Source organism: Bifidobacterium erythrocebi (assembly GCF_012932675.1).
In the GTDB taxonomy this organism is placed as follows: domain Bacteria; phylum Actinomycetota; class Actinomycetes; order Actinomycetales; family Bifidobacteriaceae; genus Bifidobacterium; species Bifidobacterium erythrocebi.
In genome coordinates this window covers 233,557-252,266 of sequence record NZ_JAAIIF010000009.1, presented here as the reverse complement: position 1 = coordinate 252,266, position 18,710 = coordinate 233,557, and the positions used below count along the sequence as shown (strand labels likewise).

General features: G+C 59.9%; 13 protein-coding genes. 9 read left to right on the top strand and 4 right to left on the bottom strand.

Going from position 1 to position 18,710, the window contains the following annotated elements; translation table 11 throughout:
* Positions 1-797: 797 nt before the first annotated feature.
* Positions 798-1,547, bottom strand: a complete 750-nt coding sequence (locus tag G1C98_RS06855; protein WP_169080484.1) for a TetR/AcrR family transcriptional regulator — start codon at positions 1,545-1,547, stop codon at positions 798-800.
* 286 nt (positions 1,548-1,833) lie between these two features.
* Here G1C98_RS06855 and G1C98_RS06850 point away from each other — a divergent pair, with 286 nt between their 5' ends.
* The 5 genes from G1C98_RS06850 (at position 1,834) to G1C98_RS06830 (ending at position 8,870) form a co-directional block, all read left to right on the top strand.
* A complete protein-coding gene (locus G1C98_RS06850; RefSeq protein WP_169080483.1) occupies positions 1,834-3,090 on the top strand; it encodes an MFS transporter in 1,257 nt (418 codons plus the stop codon).
* A 132-nt stretch (positions 3,091-3,222) separates the two neighbouring features.
* Complete coding sequence (locus G1C98_RS06845) at positions 3,223-4,773, top strand: alpha-N-arabinofuranosidase (protein ID WP_169080482.1); 1,551 nt, start codon at positions 3,223-3,225, stop codon at positions 4,771-4,773.
* Positions 4,774-5,169: 396 nt separating this feature from the next.
* The gene (locus G1C98_RS06840) at positions 5,170-6,378 is read left to right on the top strand and encodes a glycoside hydrolase family 5 protein (protein WP_169080481.1); all 1,209 of its coding nucleotides are present in this window, start codon (positions 5,170-5,172) and stop codon (positions 6,376-6,378) included.
* A 62-nt stretch (positions 6,379-6,440) separates the two neighbouring features.
* The gene (locus G1C98_RS06835; protein WP_039775569.1) at positions 6,441-8,087 is read left to right on the top strand and encodes a glycoside hydrolase family 43 protein; all 1,647 of its coding nucleotides are present in this window, start codon (positions 6,441-6,443) and stop codon (positions 8,085-8,087) included.
* Between the two features lie 153 nt (positions 8,088-8,240).
* Positions 8,241-8,870, top strand: a complete 630-nt coding sequence (locus G1C98_RS06830) for a TetR/AcrR family transcriptional regulator (protein WP_205831923.1) — start codon at positions 8,241-8,243, stop codon at positions 8,868-8,870.
* A gap of 91 nt (positions 8,871-8,961) precedes the next feature.
* Here G1C98_RS06830 and G1C98_RS06825 read toward each other — a convergent pair whose 3' ends face one another.
* Both G1C98_RS06825 and G1C98_RS06820 read right to left on the bottom strand, forming a co-directional pair.
* Positions 8,962-11,292, bottom strand: coding sequence for a glycoside hydrolase family 3 N-terminal domain-containing protein (locus G1C98_RS06825; protein ID WP_169080480.1), 2,331 nt, complete (start codon positions 11,290-11,292; stop codon positions 8,962-8,964).
* 156 nt (positions 11,293-11,448) lie between these two features.
* A complete protein-coding gene (locus G1C98_RS06820) occupies positions 11,449-13,056 on the bottom strand; it encodes a phosphatase PAP2 family protein (protein WP_169080479.1) in 1,608 nt (535 codons plus the stop codon).
* A gap of 206 nt (positions 13,057-13,262) precedes the next feature.
* Here G1C98_RS06820 and G1C98_RS06815 point away from each other — a divergent pair, with 206 nt between their 5' ends.
* The 4 genes from G1C98_RS06815 (at position 13,263) to G1C98_RS06800 (ending at position 17,311) form a co-directional block, all read left to right on the top strand.
* Positions 13,263-13,841: a MarR family winged helix-turn-helix transcriptional regulator gene (locus tag G1C98_RS06815; RefSeq protein WP_169080478.1), complete on the top strand. Its 579-nt coding sequence runs from the start codon at positions 13,263-13,265 to the stop codon at positions 13,839-13,841.
* Between the two features lie 93 nt (positions 13,842-13,934).
* Positions 13,935-15,404 (top strand): DHA2 family efflux MFS transporter permease subunit, encoded by a 1,470-nt coding sequence (locus G1C98_RS06810; protein ID WP_240944947.1) that lies wholly within the window; start codon positions 13,935-13,937, stop codon positions 15,402-15,404.
* 129 nt (positions 15,405-15,533) lie between these two features.
* Positions 15,534-16,001: a PH domain-containing protein gene (locus G1C98_RS06805; RefSeq protein WP_169080477.1), complete on the top strand. Its 468-nt coding sequence runs from the start codon at positions 15,534-15,536 to the stop codon at positions 15,999-16,001.
* A gap of 191 nt (positions 16,002-16,192) precedes the next feature.
* Positions 16,193-17,311: an ATP-binding protein gene (locus G1C98_RS06800; protein ID WP_169080476.1), complete on the top strand. Its 1,119-nt coding sequence runs from the start codon at positions 16,193-16,195 to the stop codon at positions 17,309-17,311.
* A 114-nt stretch (positions 17,312-17,425) separates the two neighbouring features.
* Here G1C98_RS06800 and G1C98_RS06795 read toward each other — a convergent pair whose 3' ends face one another.
* Positions 17,426-18,652 carry a glycerate kinase family protein gene (locus tag G1C98_RS06795; RefSeq protein WP_169080475.1) on the bottom strand — a complete coding sequence of 409 codons (1,227 nt, stop codon included), beginning with the start codon at positions 18,650-18,652 and terminating at the stop codon, positions 17,426-17,428.
* Between the last annotated feature and the right edge of the window lie 58 nt (positions 18,653-18,710).

Genomic DNA, 18,710 nt, shown 5'->3' with positions numbered 1-18,710 from the left:
GGGGAGGGGATGGGGCGGAGACAAGGATGGAGTGGACTCTGCCGTTATGCATCCCCATTTTCGGACAGATTTGGCCGGATTTTGTCTGATTGTGAGGATGGGGATGGGGCGGAGGCAGGGGTGGGATGGGCATGGAATCTGTTGTCGTACCATCCTCGTTTTCGGACATTTTCGCCCGGATTTTGTCCCCTGAATTTTCATTTCAAGTGCAACGGCTGGAAACGGCAAGGGCCCATGGATTCCCGACGTGATGGTGTTTGTGACAGGCAACCATGATGCGGTATGCGGGGTGCAGGGTTCTGCGGGGTGTCTGGCGTCGGGCGGAGGGAACAGATCGGGAATAGGATTGCAGGGCGCTGCGGGGCGGCTGCTGAAGCGGTGCCGGGAACGAATGGGACGTTTTTGAGGGCTATCTCGCTTATATATGGCAGATTCGGGGGTCTGCGTTTCGCTAAGTGGCTTATATATGGCACCGAAACCCGAATGTTCCAAGTACAAGCGTTGTAATTCCGCGCCCCATACTCCCGATATCACGATTTGGGTGCCATATATAAGCCACCTATCATTTCGCAACTGCCTGAATCTGCCATACATAAGCCAAGTAGCGCGTGGTGTGTGGGCGTCTCTCCCCGTTTCCGGACAGGAATGGGGGCATTTTGTCCGATTTCGGGGATGGGGTGTCCGAGAGTTGGAAGGTGTTCTTCCCCGTCCCCGTTTTCAGACAGATTTGGTCGGATTCTGTCTGAAAACGGGGATAGGAACGGGAATGGGGAAGTGGCTGGAACTGTCAATATCAATCAGCGATACCCATCCCAGGTTGGAGAAGGGAAAAGGATGCGTTCCGCTCGTTCCCAAAGTTGCAGCATGGATTCGTCGGGATTGGTCAATGACTGGATTTGCACGCCATCCATGGCAAAGAACGCGGTGACGATAAGGTCGTGCAGTTGTTCCTGATCCCGATATGCCTCAGGTAAATCCCAATGCACGCTCGTCATATTGCCAAGCACCGCGTGATGTCGGTTCCGGTAGAATTCGTGCGCCGGGTGATCCTGATCGGCCGCTTCAATGGCCAGACGCATGAAGAGCGCGACAAGCTCCGGACGTTGCGCGTTGCGTTCCACGGTTTTGCGCAGGGCACTGGGCAGATGAGGACCGTTGCTCGTCGCTGGTGTTGTGCTCTCGTGGTGTTTCGCGGATGATGTCTTGTTTCCATCCGGTTCGGATGACGATGTTCCACTCGGGGTGATCGTAGCGGGGATGCCGGCGGGGTCGATAGGTGTGTCGTTATCCTCGATGTCGTAGAACGATTCGATGACGAGCGCGAGCATTTCCTCGCGGTTCTTTACGTAATGATTGAGTCCGGGCAGGGTCATGCCGACCGCATCTGCCAGAGCCTGCATGGGGAATCCGTATGATCCGTACTGGGTGATCAGCGTCGCCGCCTCGCGTGCGATCTGCTCTCGGCGCTTTGCGGGGGAGAGCCGCCTGCGTTGGTTGATGGGGCGTGCCTTGATGCCGTTGTTCGGCTTGTTTTCCTGTGCTTTCATACTGCTTCGAGAATACTATTCGCCGTCCACATGTATGTGCCTTATGCCTGCTGTTTGCTTATGCTCACCTATGTTCCGATGAGAGCGTCGTGTCGGAGGGCGTCTTTGCGTGAAAGGGGCTGACACGCCGACTTGTTATCTTATATCTTTAAGATATAAGATAACTGACGAAGGCAGGCGAAAGCCGACCTCATCAACAACGCTTCACGTGTCGGCCGTGTCACCGAGGACCTAGGCGGAAGACGCGCATGAAGCATGTTTCGAAGAAGAAAATAAGGAGACAAGCATGACTGACGCACAGTCCACGGAAAACGCACACACGCTTTCCAAAATCGGCAAAACGCGCTTCTGCATAGCGTTCTTCGTGTTCTCGTTCGCATGGATGCTGGCATTGCAAATCGTTGCCGCGGTACTGCTTCCACAGCGACTGGCCGATATCGCTCCCGACAGCAAGGACGCCATCTTCGGCGTACTCAACTCAGCCACGGCGTTGGCTTCGCTGATTTCCAATCTGGTAGTCGGCAACATGTCCGACCGTACGCGTTCCATCTTCGGTCGTCGCACCCCGTGGATCGCATCAGGCGGTATCGTCGCAGGTGTTTCGCTGTTCCTCATTGGCGTTCTGCCCGATGGCGTGAGCATCGGTATCAGCTACTGCGTTTCCATGATCGGCCTGAACATGATGATCGCGCCGATCATCGCGTCCCTGTCCGACCGTATTCCCGAAGATATGCGCGGCACCATGTCGGCCTTCATCTCCGCCGGCACGTTGTTCGGCTCCGCGCTCGGCCAGATCGTCGGCGCGAAGTTCATCACCATGCAACTCCCCGGATTCGTGGTGGCCGGCATCGCCATGGCGCTTTCCGGCGTGCTTGCCGTCATCTTCTGGCCGAAGGAACAGTCAAGCAAGGACATGCCCAAGGAGAAAGTCGACATCAAGGGCATCATCATGAGTTTCCGCCCGCCGATCAGGGGAGCCCGCGACTTTTGGCTGGCTTTCGTCGGCCGTTCGCTGCTGCTGTTCAGCTACTACATGATTCTCAACTACCAGCTGTACATTCTGCAGGACTACATCGGTCAAAGCGTTGAAGACTCGGCCGCCACCATCTCCACCATGAGCCTGGTGCTCATGGTCGTCTCCCTGATCTCCGCACTCTCCGCAGGCCCCATCTCCGATAAGATCGGCCGCAGAAAGATCCCCGTTGTGGCAGCGAGCATACTGCTGGCCATCGGCTACGCATTGCCGTGGCTGATGCACAACGCATTGGGCATGATCCTCTTCTCCGCCATCGGTGGTTTCGGCTATGGCATGTACGGTTCCGTCGATCAGGCCCTCAACGTCGACGTGCTGCCGAACGAAGAGGAAGCCGGCAAGGATTTGGGCATCCTGAACATCGCCACCACTCTCGGCCAGATGGTCGGCCCGATCGTCACCTCCGCCATCGTGGTGGCCACCGGCTCGTACGGTCTGGTGTTCCCGACAGCGATCGTCATGGTGGCGCTTGCCTGCATCTTCATCATGATGATCAAGAAGGTGAAGTGACGGCGACGATCCAGTGAAACTTGGCCGGAGACCCATCCTGTATCTCTCCTGGGTTTCCGGCCACTCCGCACATACCGTGCGTCATGATTGACATACATACGTACCGTGAGATTACGGCAAAAGGAGCGAACCATGGTTGTGAGCATTGACCCGAACAGAACAATTGGCCGCATTGATCCGAAGCTGCATGGGCAGTTCATCGAATTCCTCGGCGAATGCATCGACGGAGGCCTCTGGGTGGGGGAGGATTCCCCGATCGAGAACGAGCATGGCTATCGCAAAGCCACACTCGACGCCCTGCGTGCGTTGGAACCGCCGGTCATTCGCTGGCCGGGCGGATGTTACGCCGACACCTATCATTGGCGCGACGGCATCGGTCCGAAAGAGGAACGCAAGACCACATTCAATGAGAATTTCGCCACGTACGAGCTGGACGACCACAGCTTCGGCACCGACGAATTCCTGAGATTGTGCGAACTGCTCGGCGCGGAACCTTGGATCAATATCAACATGCTTTCCGGAACCGTGGCCGAAATGAAGGATTGGATGGAGTACTGCAATCGCGAACAGCCCACCGATCTGGCCAAGGAGCGTGAAGCCAACGGCCATAAAGCACCCTACGGCGTGAAATACTGGGGTATCGGCAACGAAGTGTGGGCGGGCGGCGGTACCATGACCCCGCAAACCTATTTGGACGAATACCGCAGGTTCGCTTCCGCCATGCCAAGTTTCACCACCGACGTGTTCGCTTCGACTCAGATGTACGCCATCGCCAGCGGGCCGGACGGCAATAAGCCACGCGAGCGTGTGAAATGGACCGAGGACTTCTTCCGCGGCCTCGCCCAATACCGTCAGCCACCCATCAATGGTTATGATTTGCACTTCTACAACTGGAACGTCGATAATGATGCGGACACGCCCACCGAGTTCGATGAGAATGGCTGGAATACGGTGATTAGAGGGTGCCTGGAGCTTGAGGATATCCTGCAGGACCAGTGGCGATTGATGAACAATGGTCTGGCGCTGATCCAGGAGTCGGAAGTGGCCATGGATTCCAAGCTTACGCACGTCGATCTGATCATCGGCGAATGGGGCAACTGGCATAAGACCGCGTTCTTTGCCCGTCCGGCGTTGAAGCAGCAGGTGACCATGCGCGACGCCATCACCACCGCTCTCACCTTGGATCTGCTGCAGCGTAACTGCGACAAGGTGACCATGGCGTGTAACGCGCAGACCATTAATGTGCTGAACTCGCTGATTCTGACTGAGGGTGGCCGCACCGTACTCACGCCGAACTTCGACGTGTTCATGATGTACAAGGCGCATCGAGGCATGACGGCCGTGGACGTGGCTCGCAACGATTCGGAGGATTCCGACGTGTACGCATTCGCGTCCATTGACGAAGAAGGAAAGCGGCTGCTGGTGGATCTCACCAACGCGCACATGAGTGATGGCGCGGAAGTGATTTTGCAGTTGCCATGCGAAGCGGATGTCGAATCGATGGAGACGCTTGCCTCCTCCGATCCGCACGATTGCAACACCGTCGAGCATCCGGACGTGGTTCGCGCTCGCGATATTGACGTGAATGGTGCCGTGTACGCGACGACTGCTGGCGGTGGTACTCAACTTCGTGTTCAGTTGCCGGCTGCGTCGGTGAACACGCTTCACGTGACGCTTCGCTGAACTGGCTCCTGCTGATTGCATTCTGTCCTCTCAAGTGGCTGTGCCGCCACTTGAGAGGTTTTGCTTTGTCTCGTTTTCTTGTCTCATTTGTCTCGTTTTCTTGTCTTGACACGGGATGGATTTCGCCTCGCTTCCCCGTTTTCGGACAATTTTGCCCCATTCTTGTCTGATTTTGGGGATGGGAGATAAGGGGTGGGGCTGGTAGCGCAAGGGGAGGGACATAGGGGAGCGGGGCGTAGAGAGGAGGGGAATGATACGGCATGGTGCGAGTTGTGGGGAGTGGGGTGATGTGACACGGCATGGCGCGAGTTGCGAAAAGCGGAGCAATATATTATCATCTAACTAAGTAGTTACTAAGTAATAGGAACTATGGTGAACGCGTACAAGGGAGTGCATATGGAAATCGATTACATCAAGGGCGTCAACCTCGGCAACTGGCTCGTTCTGGAGAAATGGATGAACCCGGCGCTGTTTGACGGCACCACCGCGGACGACGAATACTACCTGCCCACGCAGCTTGACCCGGCCGTCTACGAGGCCCGCATCAGGACCCACCGCGCCGAATACATCAACGAGCGCGACTTTGCCACCATCAAATCGTGGGGACTGAACTCCGTGCGCATCCCCGTGCCGTACTTCATCTTCGGCGACCGCGCGCCGTTCATCGGCTGCATCGACGAACTCGACAAGGCCTTCAACTGGGCCGAGAAATACGGTCTGACCATCCTCATCGACCTGCACACCGCGCCGATGAGCCAGAACGGCTTCGACAACGGCGGCATCTCCGGCGTGTGCAAGTGGGCGCAGCTGCCCGACGAGGTCGAATTCGTGCTGTCCGTGCTCGAACGCCTCGCCAGGCGGTACGGCCATCGTCGGGCGCTGATGGGCATCGAAATCATCAACGAGCCGAACACCACCACCTGCTGGCCGATGGCGAACGTGACCGAACGCTACAAGGCGGTCGATCCGGAACTCGCCGAAGGCACCGGCCCGATCGCATTCGACTGGCTCAAGAACTTCTACATCACCGCCTACCACCGTCTGCGCGATGCCGACAAGGGCGCATTGCCGGCAGACAAGGCGGTGGTGTTCCACGACGGTTTCGACATCGAACAGTGGAAGGACTTCATGCGCGGCCCCGACGGCAAGCTCGCGCCCGAGTTTAAGAACGTGGTCCTTGATACCCACCAATACCTCATGACCGCCGAAACGATGGGTTGCCCGCAGACGGCGGAGGGCTACGACGACTTCGTGAGGAATACCTATGCGCCGATGATCGCCGAGATGAGCGAATACTTCCCGGTGATTGTGGGGGAGTGGTGCCTGTTCAACTCCGTCGGCTGCGGTGTGGACACCCACGGCGGACAAAGCGTGCTCAACGGCGAGGAAGGGGCTCAGGTCGAAACCCTGACCGCCGAACAGAAGCGCTCGCTGTACCAGGGCGTAGCCGAATCCCAGCTCGCCGCATGGAGCAAGGGCAGCGGCTTCTACTACTGGAACTACAAGCTGCTCACCGACACCGTCAACACCCCTGGCTGGATCGGCTGGGACGCATGGGACCTCGGGCGCTGCATCGCCCAAGATTGGTTCCCCGTCCAAAAGTGATTCCGTCGGACGCAAGAATCGTACAAAGCAACGCGTGATATCAAGAACATTAAGGAACGACAATGCTGCATAATCCGATCTTCAAAGGCTTCAATCCCGATCCGGCCATCTGCCGCAAAGGCGACGACTACTACGTGGCCGTCTCCACCTTCGAATGGTTTCCGGGCATTCCGATTTACCATTCGAAGGATATGAAGCATTGGGAGCTGCTCACCCACGTGCTTACTGATGATACGAATCCGAACCTCACCAAGCTGCCAAGCGCTAAGGGCATTTGGGCTCCATGCCTCACGTATTGTGAGGAAGAGGACATGTTCTACGTGATTTACGGCGTTATGAATTCCATGAATGCACGCTATTTCGACGTGAATAATTATCTGATTAAGTCGAAGAGCATTGAAGGTCCGTGGAGTGAGCCGGTATATCTGACATCTTCCGGTTTCGACGCGTCCATTTTGCATGATGACAATGGCAAGAAGTACATCGTCAGCTTGGAATGGGAGACCCGTGAAGGCTATGAGAAGCCGGGTGTGATCTGCTGTGTGGAATATGATCCGGAAACCAAGCATGTGGTTGGCTATCCGAAGCGTATATGGCGTGGCGCTACTGATCGTGGCTGCATTGAGGCTCCGCATCTGACCAAGCGTGACGGCTGGTATTACATTATGTGCGCCGAGGGCGGCACCGGCTACAACCATTCTGTGACCATGGGCCGTTCCCGCAATGTGTGGGGCCCGTATGAGCCGGATCCGAATGGTCCGCTCGTCACTTCGCAGCCGAAGGAGTCAAACGAGCGTGCTGATGACGATCATTTGAAGCCGCGCTATTTCAACCCGGATTCCGTATTGCAGAAGTCCGGCCACGGCTCCTACGTGGATCTGCCGAACGGCGAGACATATCTTGTGCACCTGACCAGCCGTCCGTTTGTGCCGGAATTGCGTTGTACGCTTGGCCGTGAGACCGCCATTCAGAAGATGCAGTGGACGCCTGATGGTTGGTTGCGTATGGCTGATGGTTCTAATCTGGCAAAGATCGAAGTCGAGGAGCCGAATCTGCCAGATGTGCCGATGCCGGAAATTCCAAGCCTTGACGATTTCGATGGTGAGGAACTGGGTAACTGGTATTACTCGCCGCGTCAGATGCCGAGCACGTTTGCAAATGCTACGGAACGCCCGGGCTGGTTGCGTGTTCGTGGTGAGGAATCGCTTGCCTCGCTGAATCGTACGAGCCTGCTTGCTCGCAAGCTGACGAGCGTGTATGCCACGGTAACCACCAAGATGGAGTTCGAGCCGGAAGTCTACCAGCACAGCGCTGGCTTGACCATCTACTACGACAACATGAATAATATTTTCCTGCGCAAGTATTATTCACAGACGCTTGGCGGCAGCGCGATTTCGATTGTGCGTCTCGAAAACGGTGAAAAGATGGAAATGCTTGACACTCGCGTTGCTGTGGAAGACAAGCCGATCTATTTCCGTTTGAATATCGAAGGTCGTCGTACTTGGTTCGAGTGGGGTTATGATGGCGAGAACTGGACCAAGATTGGCCCGGATTTCGACACTACCACCTTCTCTGACGAATACTGCAAGTACGGCGAATTCACTGGCACCATGGTCGGCATCGCCGTTACCGACGCCGCGTTGCATGAAAAGACCGCCGACTTCGACTTCTTCGACTACGAGGCGGACGAGACGAAGCCCGTCGATTGATCGCCTCGATTGATCGCATCGACCGGCATGGGCTGACGTGACCCCATGCCATAGCCGCGGAATGTGCGGATGATCTCCTGCGGATCATCCGCACATTCGCATATGCCGGACGAGCGTGATGTTTTTCGTCATTCGCCGATAGACTCGGAGATTATGGAAGAAGAGCGAACGAAACGCATCCGCAAGGCACCGGAGGAGCGCCGCAAGGAGGTGCTCGACGCTGCGGTCGAGCTGATCAGCGAGCGCGGGTTCAACGGCATCTCCATACAGGATGTGGCCGATAGGGTCGGTATTTCCAAGCAGGGCGTGCTGCGGTATGTGGGCAGCAAGGACAATATGCTGGCCATGGTGTATCGCGAATACTACAATGCCACGGGCAATCCCGAGGAGTTCCGTGCGAGCGGCCTGCCTGGCAGTGATCCGGAGGCGATGCTGTTCCCCGCGTATCTGCGGTTTCTGGTTCGCTACAATGCGCAACGGCGCATGCTGGTGCAGTTGTTCTCCATGCTGCAGGTCGAGTCGTTCAATCCGCAGCATCCGTTGCATGGGGAGTTCGCGCACAGGCAGGATGCGATCTGGCGGTACTATTGCGAGTTCAATTGGAAGATTCCCGCACAATTGGGGCCTTGGGATCGGATGCGCCCGTTGGTGCGCCGCGCGTTGGAGATCATGGATGGCGTGCAGTTGCGTTGGTTGCGTGAGCCGGCCATCGATCTGTGCGAGGAGTGGGACGCCATCGAGGACATGCTGTTCCCGCTGCCGTTGTGGGAAGGGTGTCGCTGATTCGATGCGGATAGACCAAGCGGGCGTGGCGTCATCGGTTGTGATGATGCCACGCCCGCATGGTTATTGGGGGGTGCTGGTGGTCGACGGCTCAGGCGACGGTGAACGTGGTGCGCTTGAGGTCCGTGCGACGGCTCGAATGGCCGATCAGCACTTCGAATTCGCCGGGTTCCACGATGCGGTTGGCGTCCGGGTCGACGATGGTGCAATCCGCGACCGGAATGTCGAACGCGACGGTCTTGGTCTCGCCCGGTTCGAGCTCCACGCGCTGGAATGCCTTGAGTTCGCGGTCCGTCCAGCTGTACGAGGTCACGATGTCGCCGATGTAGAGCTGCGCCACCTCGGTGCCCTTGCGCTCGCCGGTGTTGGTGAGCGTGATTTCAGCGTGCACGGTGTCGTTGGTGGTGAACGTGCCGGAGGGGGGGACGTTGGTGATGGTCGGCTCGCCGTATGCGAAGGTCGTGTAGCTCAGTCCCTCGCCGAAGGCGAATGCCGGGTCCTGGGTGAGATCGGCGTAGCGGTTGCCGTGCTGGCCGCGGATCTGGTTGTAGTAGACGGGCAGCTGGCCGGCGTGGCGCGGGAAGGTGATCGGGAGCCTGCCGCTCGGGTTGGTCTTGCCGAGGATGATTTCGGCGATGGCCTGGCCGCCCTTCATGCCGGGGTTCGGCGCCCACATGAACGCGGAGGTGCCGTCGGCTGCGGATTCGTCCACGATCACGCCGTTGGTGCCGATCACGCATGCCGGCATCACCTGCGGCTTGGAGCTCATGAGCACCACGACCAGCGGCTTGCCGGTTTCGCGTGCCACGTTGGCAAGCGCTTCGAGCAGGGCGTTCTGGCCGCCGAGCAGTTCCAGGGTGGCGGTGGAGCAGGTCTCGCCGACGAGCTGCACCACATCGCCCACGACGGCGATGACGAGATCGGACTGGCGTGCGTTCTCCACGGCCTCGTCCAGCAGCTGCTGGTCGACCTTGGCGGAGACGCCGAGCTTCGGGCGGGGCTGACCATCCGGGTAGAACTTGCCTTCCGGATCGTCCACCAGGTCGAGGATGTTCGCGCCGCGCGAGTACACGACCTCGCAGCCTTCGGGTGCGAGCTGCTTGAACCCGTCGAGCACGGTGGTGATCATGTTGCGCGGCTGACCGTCGGCCATCCACACGACCTGGCCGGAGCTGCCGGCCCAATCGCCGAGCTGTTCCTGGGCGTCATCAGCCAGCGGGCCGACGACTGCGATGCGTTTGCCGGCGGTTGCGGTGAACGGCAGGGAGCCGTTGTTCTTCAGCAATGCGACGGATTCGCGGGCGATCTGCAGGTTGAGCTCCTGATGTTCGTCGGAGCCGATGACCTCCTTCATGCGCTTCTCGTCCGGCAGGCGCGGATCCTCGAACAAGCCCAGACGGAACTTGAGCGCGAGAATGCGGGACACGGCCTCATCGATCAGCGATTCGTCCAGCAGACCGCGCTTGACGGCTTCGATGGCACCCTCGTAGAACTTCGGCGTGGTCATGATCAGATCGTTGCCGGCCTTGACCGCATCCGCGGCGGCGTGCACGTAATCGGCCTTGACCTTCTGCTCCCACACGGCACGGCCGACGTTGTCCCAGTCGGTGATAAGCGTGCCCTGGTACTTCCAATCACCGCGCAGCTTGTCCGAAAGCAGCCACTTGTTGAACGTGACCGGCACGCCGTCGATGGACTCGTAGCCGAGCATGAAGGTGCCGCAGCCTTCCTTCGCCACACGTTCGAACGGCGGCAGGAACCAGGATTCCAGCTTGCGGTGCGAAAGGTCGGCTTCGGAGGCGTCGCGGCCGCCCTGCGTCTCGGAGTAGCCGGCGAAATGCTTGGCGCAGGCCAGGATGGCGTCCTTGGCGAGCGGTTCGCCGGCCTTGGCGCCGCCCTGATAGCCCTTGACGATGGCCGATGCCATCTCGCCGATCAGGTACGGATCCTCGCCGAAGGTCTCGTCCACACGGCCCCAGCGGGTGTCGCGTGCGATGCACAGCACGGGGGAGAAGGTCCAATGCAGGCCGGTGCTGGAGACCTCTTCGGCGGTGGCGCGGCCGGCGGCCTGGACCTTGGTCGGGTCGAAGCTCGTGGCCATGCCCAGCTGCGAGGGGAAGATGGTGGAGCCGGGCCAGAAGGAGTAGCCGTGGATGCAGTCGTCGCCGATGATCAGCGGAATGCCCAGGCGGGTCTTGGTGTTGACGGTCTCGACCGCTTTCGGCAGGTCGGCCGGCCTGGTGTGCAGGATCGAACCGACGTGCTTGTTGATGATGAGGTCGTCCAGGTCGTTGTGGCCTGCGTCGAGCTGCATCATCTGGCCGACCTTCTCTTCGAGGGTCATGCGTCCGAGCAGATCGGCGATGCGTTCCTCGGCGGGCAGGTCGGGGTTCTTGTAGGGAAGGTCGTTGGTTTCGGCCATGGGTTGCTCACTTTCCTCATTGAAGCGAAATACCTTTAATTACCAATTGGTAATTTAGCGTATTTCGGGCGAATATGCAAATCGGGCCGCCCGTTTGACGGGCGGCCCGATATCAGTGGCATCGTGCGGCTACATGCGTTGCGTGCGTTGTATGCGTCACACGCGTCGGCGGGTCAGCGTCAGGCCGATGCCGAGCATGAGGCAGGCGACCATCACGCCGGCCGGGGCCAGCGCGTCCGCGCCGGTGTCGGCGATGGTCTTGGTGCTGCCGGCCGCGTTGGTCTTCTCGTCGCCCTCGCCGTTGGTGGGGTCGGTGTCGGCCGGGGTGCCCTCGCGCACCACGGAGGCGACCGCCTGGCCGGGCTCCACCTTGACGACGGAACCGTCGGCGTTCAGCGTCACCTTGGAACTGTATGCGGCGGCGAGATTAAGCCGCTGGTAGCCGTCCGAGCTTGCATCCAGCGGTTCGCCGGAATCGATCTCCGTGGCCGCCAGCACCGCGCGGCGCTGTTCGGCGTTCAGCGTCGGGAAGGCAGTGAGCAGCAGGTTTTCCGCGCCATCCGGTACGACGGCGGCCTTGCCGGTGGCCGAGGTCGGCGCGAATCCGTAGCTCATGCGCGCCTGGTAGGCTGCCAGCGCCGACTTGCGGTCGGTCACCGGCTGCGTGCTGAAATCATCGGTGAAATCGTTGGTGTATCCGCCGCTCGCCTTGGAGGAATCGGCGGAATTCGCGTTCAGTGCGGTCACGCAGTTCTGCACCGTCGTGGTGTCGTCCGATGCGCTGGGCACGATGTTGGCGCCCACGCAGCGCTTTGCCATATAGGCCTGCAGCTCCTGGTATGCCGGCATCAGCTTGTCGTTGCGGAACTGCTCGTCGGACCAGCGCGTCGCGATGCCGGCCTCGCTGATGATGCGTCCGCCCATCAGGTCGAGCGGGTAGTGCACGCCCACGATCAGGCGGTTGTTGGCCGCTTCAGAGGCGCGCGCCATGATCTCCGGCGCGAGCTGGGGCAGCAGCGTGGCCAGGCCGATGCCGCCGGCATAGGCGGTGGTGGTGTGGCCGGAGGGGAAGGAGCCGGTGGTGGAGAGGGTGTCGTAGATCGGGTCGTGCTTGTTGCCGTCCTCGTCCGTCCACACCGGCAGGTGGATGATGTCCTCGGTCTTGGGCAGTCCGGCTTCCACATAGCCGCCGTTCGTGCGGTCCGTGTACGGACGCGGGTGGACGTACTGCTTCTTCGCCGCGGAATCGTTCACGTAGTTCGTCAGTAGTGCGGTGCGCTGCCAGATAGGAGCGTCGTCGCTGTCCGTGGGCTGCTTGACCAGCAGAGCCGAGGACAGCGGCAGGTCGCCCTGTTCGAGTCCTTCGCTCAGGAAGGCTCCCAGGGTCGGTCCGAGCGCATCGGGGAATGTGGTCTCGAACGCCTGATCGCTGTCCTTCAGCGCGCGCTGCTGCTGCGGGTTAAGCGGATCGCTGTCGCTGGTCCGGCCCTCGTTGGCCTTATGATTCACCGATACCGTGGCGTTGCTGTTGGTCCTGAGGACATCCGCATTGACCACGTGGCCATGCAGTTCCGTGGAAGGCTTGGTGAGGTCCGGCTTGTAGTAGTTGGTGAAATCGCTGAGCAATGCCGTGTAGTCCGGCTGCTGCGCGTCGGACGGGTATGATTCTGCAGCTTGCGCCTGCAAGGTGACGCCCAGCGCCATGATGACCGCGGCTGCTGCCGCGATGCCGCCGCGCAAAGCAGGCAACGGTGTCTTTCGCATCAAGTCTCTCCTTATGGTTGTGTGGTGGCGCGTATTCCGTTCGAATAGCGCTTCCGACTCATCATAGGAGCAGCGTGATATCGTTTGCAGTTTCGCCCTTGCGACGTGATGTCCAGGGCTGCGCGTGGGGCTGCTGCCATCTTCTCTAGAGCGCTCATATACTTACCTTTGGTAATGACTATTGGTAACGATATGCGGGAGACGGTATGACCCAATCGCAAGACGCCCGGCAGGAACTTTCGCTGGATGACGTGCACGACCTGATCGAGGCATGCTGGCTGGCGAAACGCATCACCGAAGCGCTGCCGGAACTGCCGAAGAACATGAAGCCGCGGCACATCCACGTCATCGACGCCATCTGGAGCATCAACCACCAAAGCGGATCGGCGGCACCGGCGGCACGCGTCAGCAGCATCGCTGCCTTCCTGGGAGTGACCGCGCCGAGCATCACGAAACTCGTCAACGAACTGGTCGGCAAGGGCCTGGTGGTCAAGCACCAATCCGAAACCGACGGCCGTGCGGTGACGCTGAGCCTGACCGGTCCCGCCGAGGAGATCCGCGAACTGTACGTCCATCAGTTCCACGAGCACCTGCGCGGCGTGCTGGCCGGCATCAGCCAGCAGGACGTCGACGCCACCGTCGCCACACTGCGGACCATGCACCGGCTGATGGGCGCGGACCGAGGCGGCGAATGGACCATGCAGGTGGCCGACACCTGGCCGGCGCACATCGAAGCCCTGATGGTGGCCCACTGCTCCCAGCCGGATGCGACGCCGAAACAGTAGACCGACGGCAACGGAATCGTATGCGAGACGCACGCAATCGCAAGACGGGCGTGTGCCATCGCATGAATCGACAAAGAGAGGAAACATCACAATATGACGGAAAGCGAACAGCGGCACCAGTCGCCAACGGCAACGAAACAGACGGCAACGAAGCGGACCGAGCCGCAATCCAGCAAATACATGAGCGAAGGCAAGCTCACCATCGTGGTGGTGGCGCTCGCCATCCTCACCTTCCTCGGCATCCTGTCCGAAACGTCCCTCAACATCGCCTACTCCACGCTGATGGGGGAGTTCTCCATCTCCGCGGACGTGGTGCAGTGGCTCACCACAGGGTATCTGCTGCTGCTGTCCATCGCTATCCCGACATCGCCGTTCATGGTACGCAAGTTCCCCACCAAGGGACTGTTCGTCACCGCGGTGGTGCTGTTCTCGATCGGTACGGTGGTCGGTGCGCTTGCGGTGAACTTCCCGATGCTGCTCGCCGCGCGACTCATCATGTCGCTGGGCACGGGCGTCTCGCTGCCGCTGCTGACCAACATCATTCTGGAGAAGGCGCCGTTCCATAAGCGCGGCATGATGCTCGGCCTGGTCAGCCTGGTGACCTGCGCTGCGCCGGCCATCGGCCCGGTGTTCGGCGGCGTGGTCATGGAATTCCTCAACTGGCATTGGATCTTCTACGCCATGATCCCGTTCCTCATCATCTCCTTCGTGCTCGGCTGCGCCACGGTTCCCGACATCCGCCACGGCGAGAAGGGCTACCTGTCGGTGCCGTCCCTGATTCTGGTGGCGATCGGCCTGGCCGGCATCATCGTCGCGGCGAGCTTCTTCGCGCAGTGGAACGGCGACTGGCGGTTCTGGGCGGTGCTCGTCGGTTCGGTCGTGGTGCTGGCCGTGTTCGCCGCGGTGCAGCTCAAGATGGAGCATCCGCTGATCGAAGTGCGCACCTTCACGTTCCCCGGCTTCACCCTGGGCATGCTGATCCTGCTCATGTCGTCCGGCGGCGTGCTCGGCGTCAACTTCCTGCTGCCGATCCTGCTGCAGCGCGGCCTTGGCCACACCAGCATGATCGCGGCCCTGATCCTGCTGCCCGGAGCTGTTGTCGGCGCCATCTTCGCCCCGCTCGTCGGCAGCGCCCTGAAATCGCACTTCCCGCCGAAATTCATCGCCTGTGGCTTCGTCGCCGTGGCGATTATGGACATCGTGATGCTGCTCAACAGCGCGAACGAATGGCTGGTCGCCATCGCCTACGCACTGTACATGGCCGCATCCGGCTTCGTGCTGGTGCCTGATCAGACGCACGCGCTCAACCAGCTGCCGGCCGAGATGAACGCCGACGGTTCCGCCGTGATGAACACCGTCCAGCAGCTCGCCGGCGCCATCGGCACCGCGGTCGCCTCCACGCTGATCGCCGAATTCTCCGCCGCGAACCGTGCCGCGGGCATGAGCTCCGCCGCCGCGTACGTCTCCGGGTTCTCCGGCAGCATCTGGGTGTTCTTCGGCATGGCTGTGGTCGGCGAGATCATGGCATTGCTCATGTTCCGCTTCTCGAAGCGCGCCGCATAGTTCGCCTCGCTCCGTGCCGCACGGGCCTGGCAGGTGATTGCGGGTGGATTGCGGGGTGGTGGGGCATTCCCGGTAAGATGGCGGAAGCGCCGCTGTGTGGCGGCCGTTCCGCCGAGACAAGGGAGCCCCATGAAAGTCGCAAGTGGCAATGTGCTGTGGAAGCAGCGCAAGCGCAACTGGTGCCGCACCCCGTTCACCTTCACCGTCTATACGCTCACCGATAGGGAGATGAGCGTCAAGACCGGCGTACTGAATGAGCGGTTCAATCTGATCAAACTGTTCCGCATCGTCGACATCAGCGTCGAACGCTCGTTCCTGCAGCGCCTGTTCGGCATGAGCACGCTGGTCCTGGATACACGCGACCAGTCATCGGGCAATGGCGTGGTGGTGCTGAAGAACATCGTGCACGGGTTCGAGGTGCGCCAGACGCTGCAGGATGCCGTGGACGCCTCCCGCAGGGAGAACGGCATGACGGCCCGCGAATTCATCGGCGGACCTGACGGCCCCGGCCCGCAGGATCAGGGCTTCGATGGCGGTTTCGGTGGTTTCGATGATTCCTACGATTCCGACGCGGAAGGTTTTGCGGGTGCCCAGTGAACGACTGGCATAAACGGCTGGCCTAGCGCTGGCATGGCAAAAACAGCGAAGGCGGTCTGCACGCAGGTGCGGGCCGTCTTTTCGTATGTCTCTCAGTCGTTGTTTTTGATTCTTTTGATATTTTTGATTCTTTTGATATTTTTGATATCAACTGTGATTCATATTGCGAAAACGGAGGGGAGAAAGAGAATATGCTACATGCGTGTAATCGCAGGATGAATCCTTTTAAGCCCACTGCTGGCGGGGAGCCTCCGTTACTGATTGGGCGTGAACGAGTCATTCGTGATTTCGATAAGGGGCTCGACAACGGCGTGGGCGCTCCTGGGCGAATCATGCTGATTACCGGTGCACGAGGAACTGGCAAAACGGTGATGTTGACGGTTCTTGGGGACAAGGCACGTGCGCACAAATGGGATGTGATTGAGGAAACCGCATCCGATGGCTTATGCGAACGATTGGTAAACGAGCTGCGTTCGAAGGAAGGTCTGATCGACAAATTGACGATTGCCCCGTCCATCAGTTTCGCCGGGACGGGCGTATCGCTTGGAGAGGCCGAACTGTCTCCGAAGCGTATGCCGGAAACGCTTCGAAAGGCGATGTCCGCGCGATTGGACGTTTTGGAGAAACATGATGCCGGGCTCATGATTTCCATTGACGAGACGCAGGCCGCAAGCCGTGCCGATCTGATTGCGATTGCGACCGCGATTCAGCATCAGATTAGGGAAAGGCGCAACGTGGCGATCGTATTCGCCGGTCTTCCACAGATGATTTCCGACCTGTTCGATGATGAGGTGATCACGTTCCTGAGGCGTGCCCGCACGAATGTGCTTGCGGATGTACCAATCAGTGATGTCAAAAAAGCCTTTGCGCAGACATTTGAAGACTCGGGCATGTCTATTGATAACGAGCTGCTGGACAAGGCGGCGGTCTCCACTGCCGGGTACCCGTATATGATTCAGCTGGTCGGCTATTACATTTGGGATGCCGCCGATTCGCGGGACTCCACCATGATCTGCGAGGAAGATGTCTCTGAAGGCATTCGTGAGGCTCATGTCGATTTGGACAATGCGGTCTGCATTCCCGAATTGCATGGACTATCAAAGAACGATAGGGCGTATCTGGAAGCAATGGCTGTTTCCGACGGACCGAGCGAAACCAGTGAGATTGCTAAAAGGATGGGGCGCAGCGCTAAATATGCGGCCACATATCGCAAGCGGTTGCTGGATGCGTATGTTATTCAGCAGACCGATCGCGGCGAGGTCGATTTTGCCGTCCCGTTCCTGCGTGAATACCTGCGCAGGCGACTCTAGGAAGACGGTTCGGATAGGACTGCTGTGGGTACTGGTGTCTATCTAAATCGTCGTATGTGTCACTGCCTGCATCAAATCGTGATTTGTCAAATCGTAATTTGATAAATCACGATTCTATGACTGTACTGGTCCGACTGCGGACGTTGGTGTCTGCTGCGTTGAGGCGCGCAGCAGACCGGCTATCGCGGCGCAGGTGGATTCCACATTGCGTTCCGTGTCGGCGAGCAATTCCGGCAGATCGGCCGGTCCTGGGGCGGTGCCGAACGTCGCTACGATGCCGGCTTCACGCAGTGCTGCCAGGGTCTGCGGGTCGCGTGTTACCTTGCCGCCGATGGCGATGGCCGGTTTGCCTTGCGATTTCGCCAGTCGTGCGATACCGCTCGGCACTTTGCCGTAGGGAGTCTGGGAGTCGATCGATCCCTCGCCGGTGATCACGACATCGGCCCACGCGCAGGCTTCGCGCGCGTGCAGCAGATCCAGCACCAGCTCGATACCGGGTCGCATGGTTGCGTTGAACAGGCCGAGCATGCCGCCGCCGGTGCCGCCAGCCGCACCCGATCCGGGCAGATTCCCGATAGCGCGGCCGTTCAATGTTTCGATGGCATCGGCAAGCTTGCCAAGCCCCGCGTCGAGCAACGCCACCTGCCGTGCGTCTGCACCTTTCTGTGGAGCGAATACGGCCGCCGCGCCCCTCGGGCCGGTCAGCGGATTGGTCACATCGCAGGCCAGGACGATCGGCATGCTGCGTATGGCACTGGGAACATCGGTGTCGTCGATGCGGGCGAGCCGGGGGAGCGCACTGCCGCCGAACGGCAGTTCACAGTCGTCGCAGTCAAGAAAACGGTAGCCGAGTGCGCGTGCCAGGCCGGTGCCTCCATCGGTGGTGGCGCTGCCGCCCAGGCCGAGCACGATACGGTCCGCACCTTCGTCGATTGCGGCTCGGATCAGCTCGCCGGTGCCGAAGGTGCTTGCCGCCAACGGGTCGCGGTCGGCGGGGCGGATGCGTTCGAGCCCGCTTGCCGCAGCCAGTTCGACCACCGCGGTGCGAACGTGCGTCTCACCGTCGGAATGTACGGAATCGTCGCTTTCCGGAACCACTTCCAGAAAACCGTATTGCGCAACAATAGGCCGCCCCAGCGCATCATGCACGTGCGCCGAGCGCAACTTGCCTCCGGTCGCGCCCACCAGTGCGGCGGTCAGTCCCTCGCCGCCGTCGGACAACGGCATCACGCGGTATTCGGCATCAGGATCGGCCGCCCGTATGCCTCGACGCATCGCCTCCGCCACGGCCTGCGCCGAAGCGGCCTCCTTGAACGAATCCGGTGCCAGCAGGTATCTCATCTGATGCCGTCCTTTCCGTATGGTGTTTCCGCTGTTCCAGTGTCCTCCGGCGGCTGGA

Excerpts from the sequence above, each read along its gene's own strand:
- G1C98_RS06840 (WP_169080481.1), top strand. The coding sequence starts at position 5,170 with ATGGAAATCGATTACATCAAGGGCGTCAACCTCGGCAACTGGCTCGTT.
- G1C98_RS06830 (WP_205831923.1), top strand. The coding sequence starts at position 8,241 with ATGGAAGAAGAGCGAACGAAACGCATCCGCAAGGCACCGGAGGAGCGC.
- G1C98_RS06845 (WP_169080482.1), top strand. The coding sequence starts at position 3,223 with ATGGTTGTGAGCATTGACCCGAACAGAACAATTGGCCGCATTGATCCG.
- G1C98_RS06835 (WP_039775569.1), top strand. The coding sequence starts at position 6,441 with ATGCTGCATAATCCGATCTTCAAAGGCTTCAATCCCGATCCGGCCATC.
- G1C98_RS06820 (WP_169080479.1), bottom strand. The coding sequence starts at position 13,056 with ATGCGAAAGACACCGTTGCCTGCTTTGCGCGGCGGCATCGCGGCAGCA.
- G1C98_RS06810 (WP_240944947.1), top strand. The coding sequence starts at position 13,935 with ATGACGGAAAGCGAACAGCGGCACCAGTCGCCAACGGCAACGAAACAG.
- G1C98_RS06800 (WP_169080476.1), top strand. The coding sequence starts at position 16,193 with ATGCTACATGCGTGTAATCGCAGGATGAATCCTTTTAAGCCCACTGCT.
- G1C98_RS06795 (WP_169080475.1), bottom strand. The coding sequence starts at position 18,652 with ATGAGATACCTGCTGGCACCGGATTCGTTCAAGGAGGCCGCTTCGGCG.
- G1C98_RS06855 (WP_169080484.1), bottom strand. The coding sequence starts at position 1,547 with ATGAAAGCACAGGAAAACAAGCCGAACAACGGCATCAAGGCACGCCCC.
- G1C98_RS06805 (WP_169080477.1), top strand. The coding sequence starts at position 15,534 with ATGAAAGTCGCAAGTGGCAATGTGCTGTGGAAGCAGCGCAAGCGCAAC.
- G1C98_RS06850 (WP_169080483.1), top strand. The coding sequence starts at position 1,834 with ATGACTGACGCACAGTCCACGGAAAACGCACACACGCTTTCCAAAATC.
- G1C98_RS06825 (WP_169080480.1), bottom strand. The coding sequence starts at position 11,292 with ATGGCCGAAACCAACGACCTTCCCTACAAGAACCCCGACCTGCCCGCC.
- G1C98_RS06815 (WP_169080478.1), top strand. The coding sequence starts at position 13,263 with ATGACCCAATCGCAAGACGCCCGGCAGGAACTTTCGCTGGATGACGTG.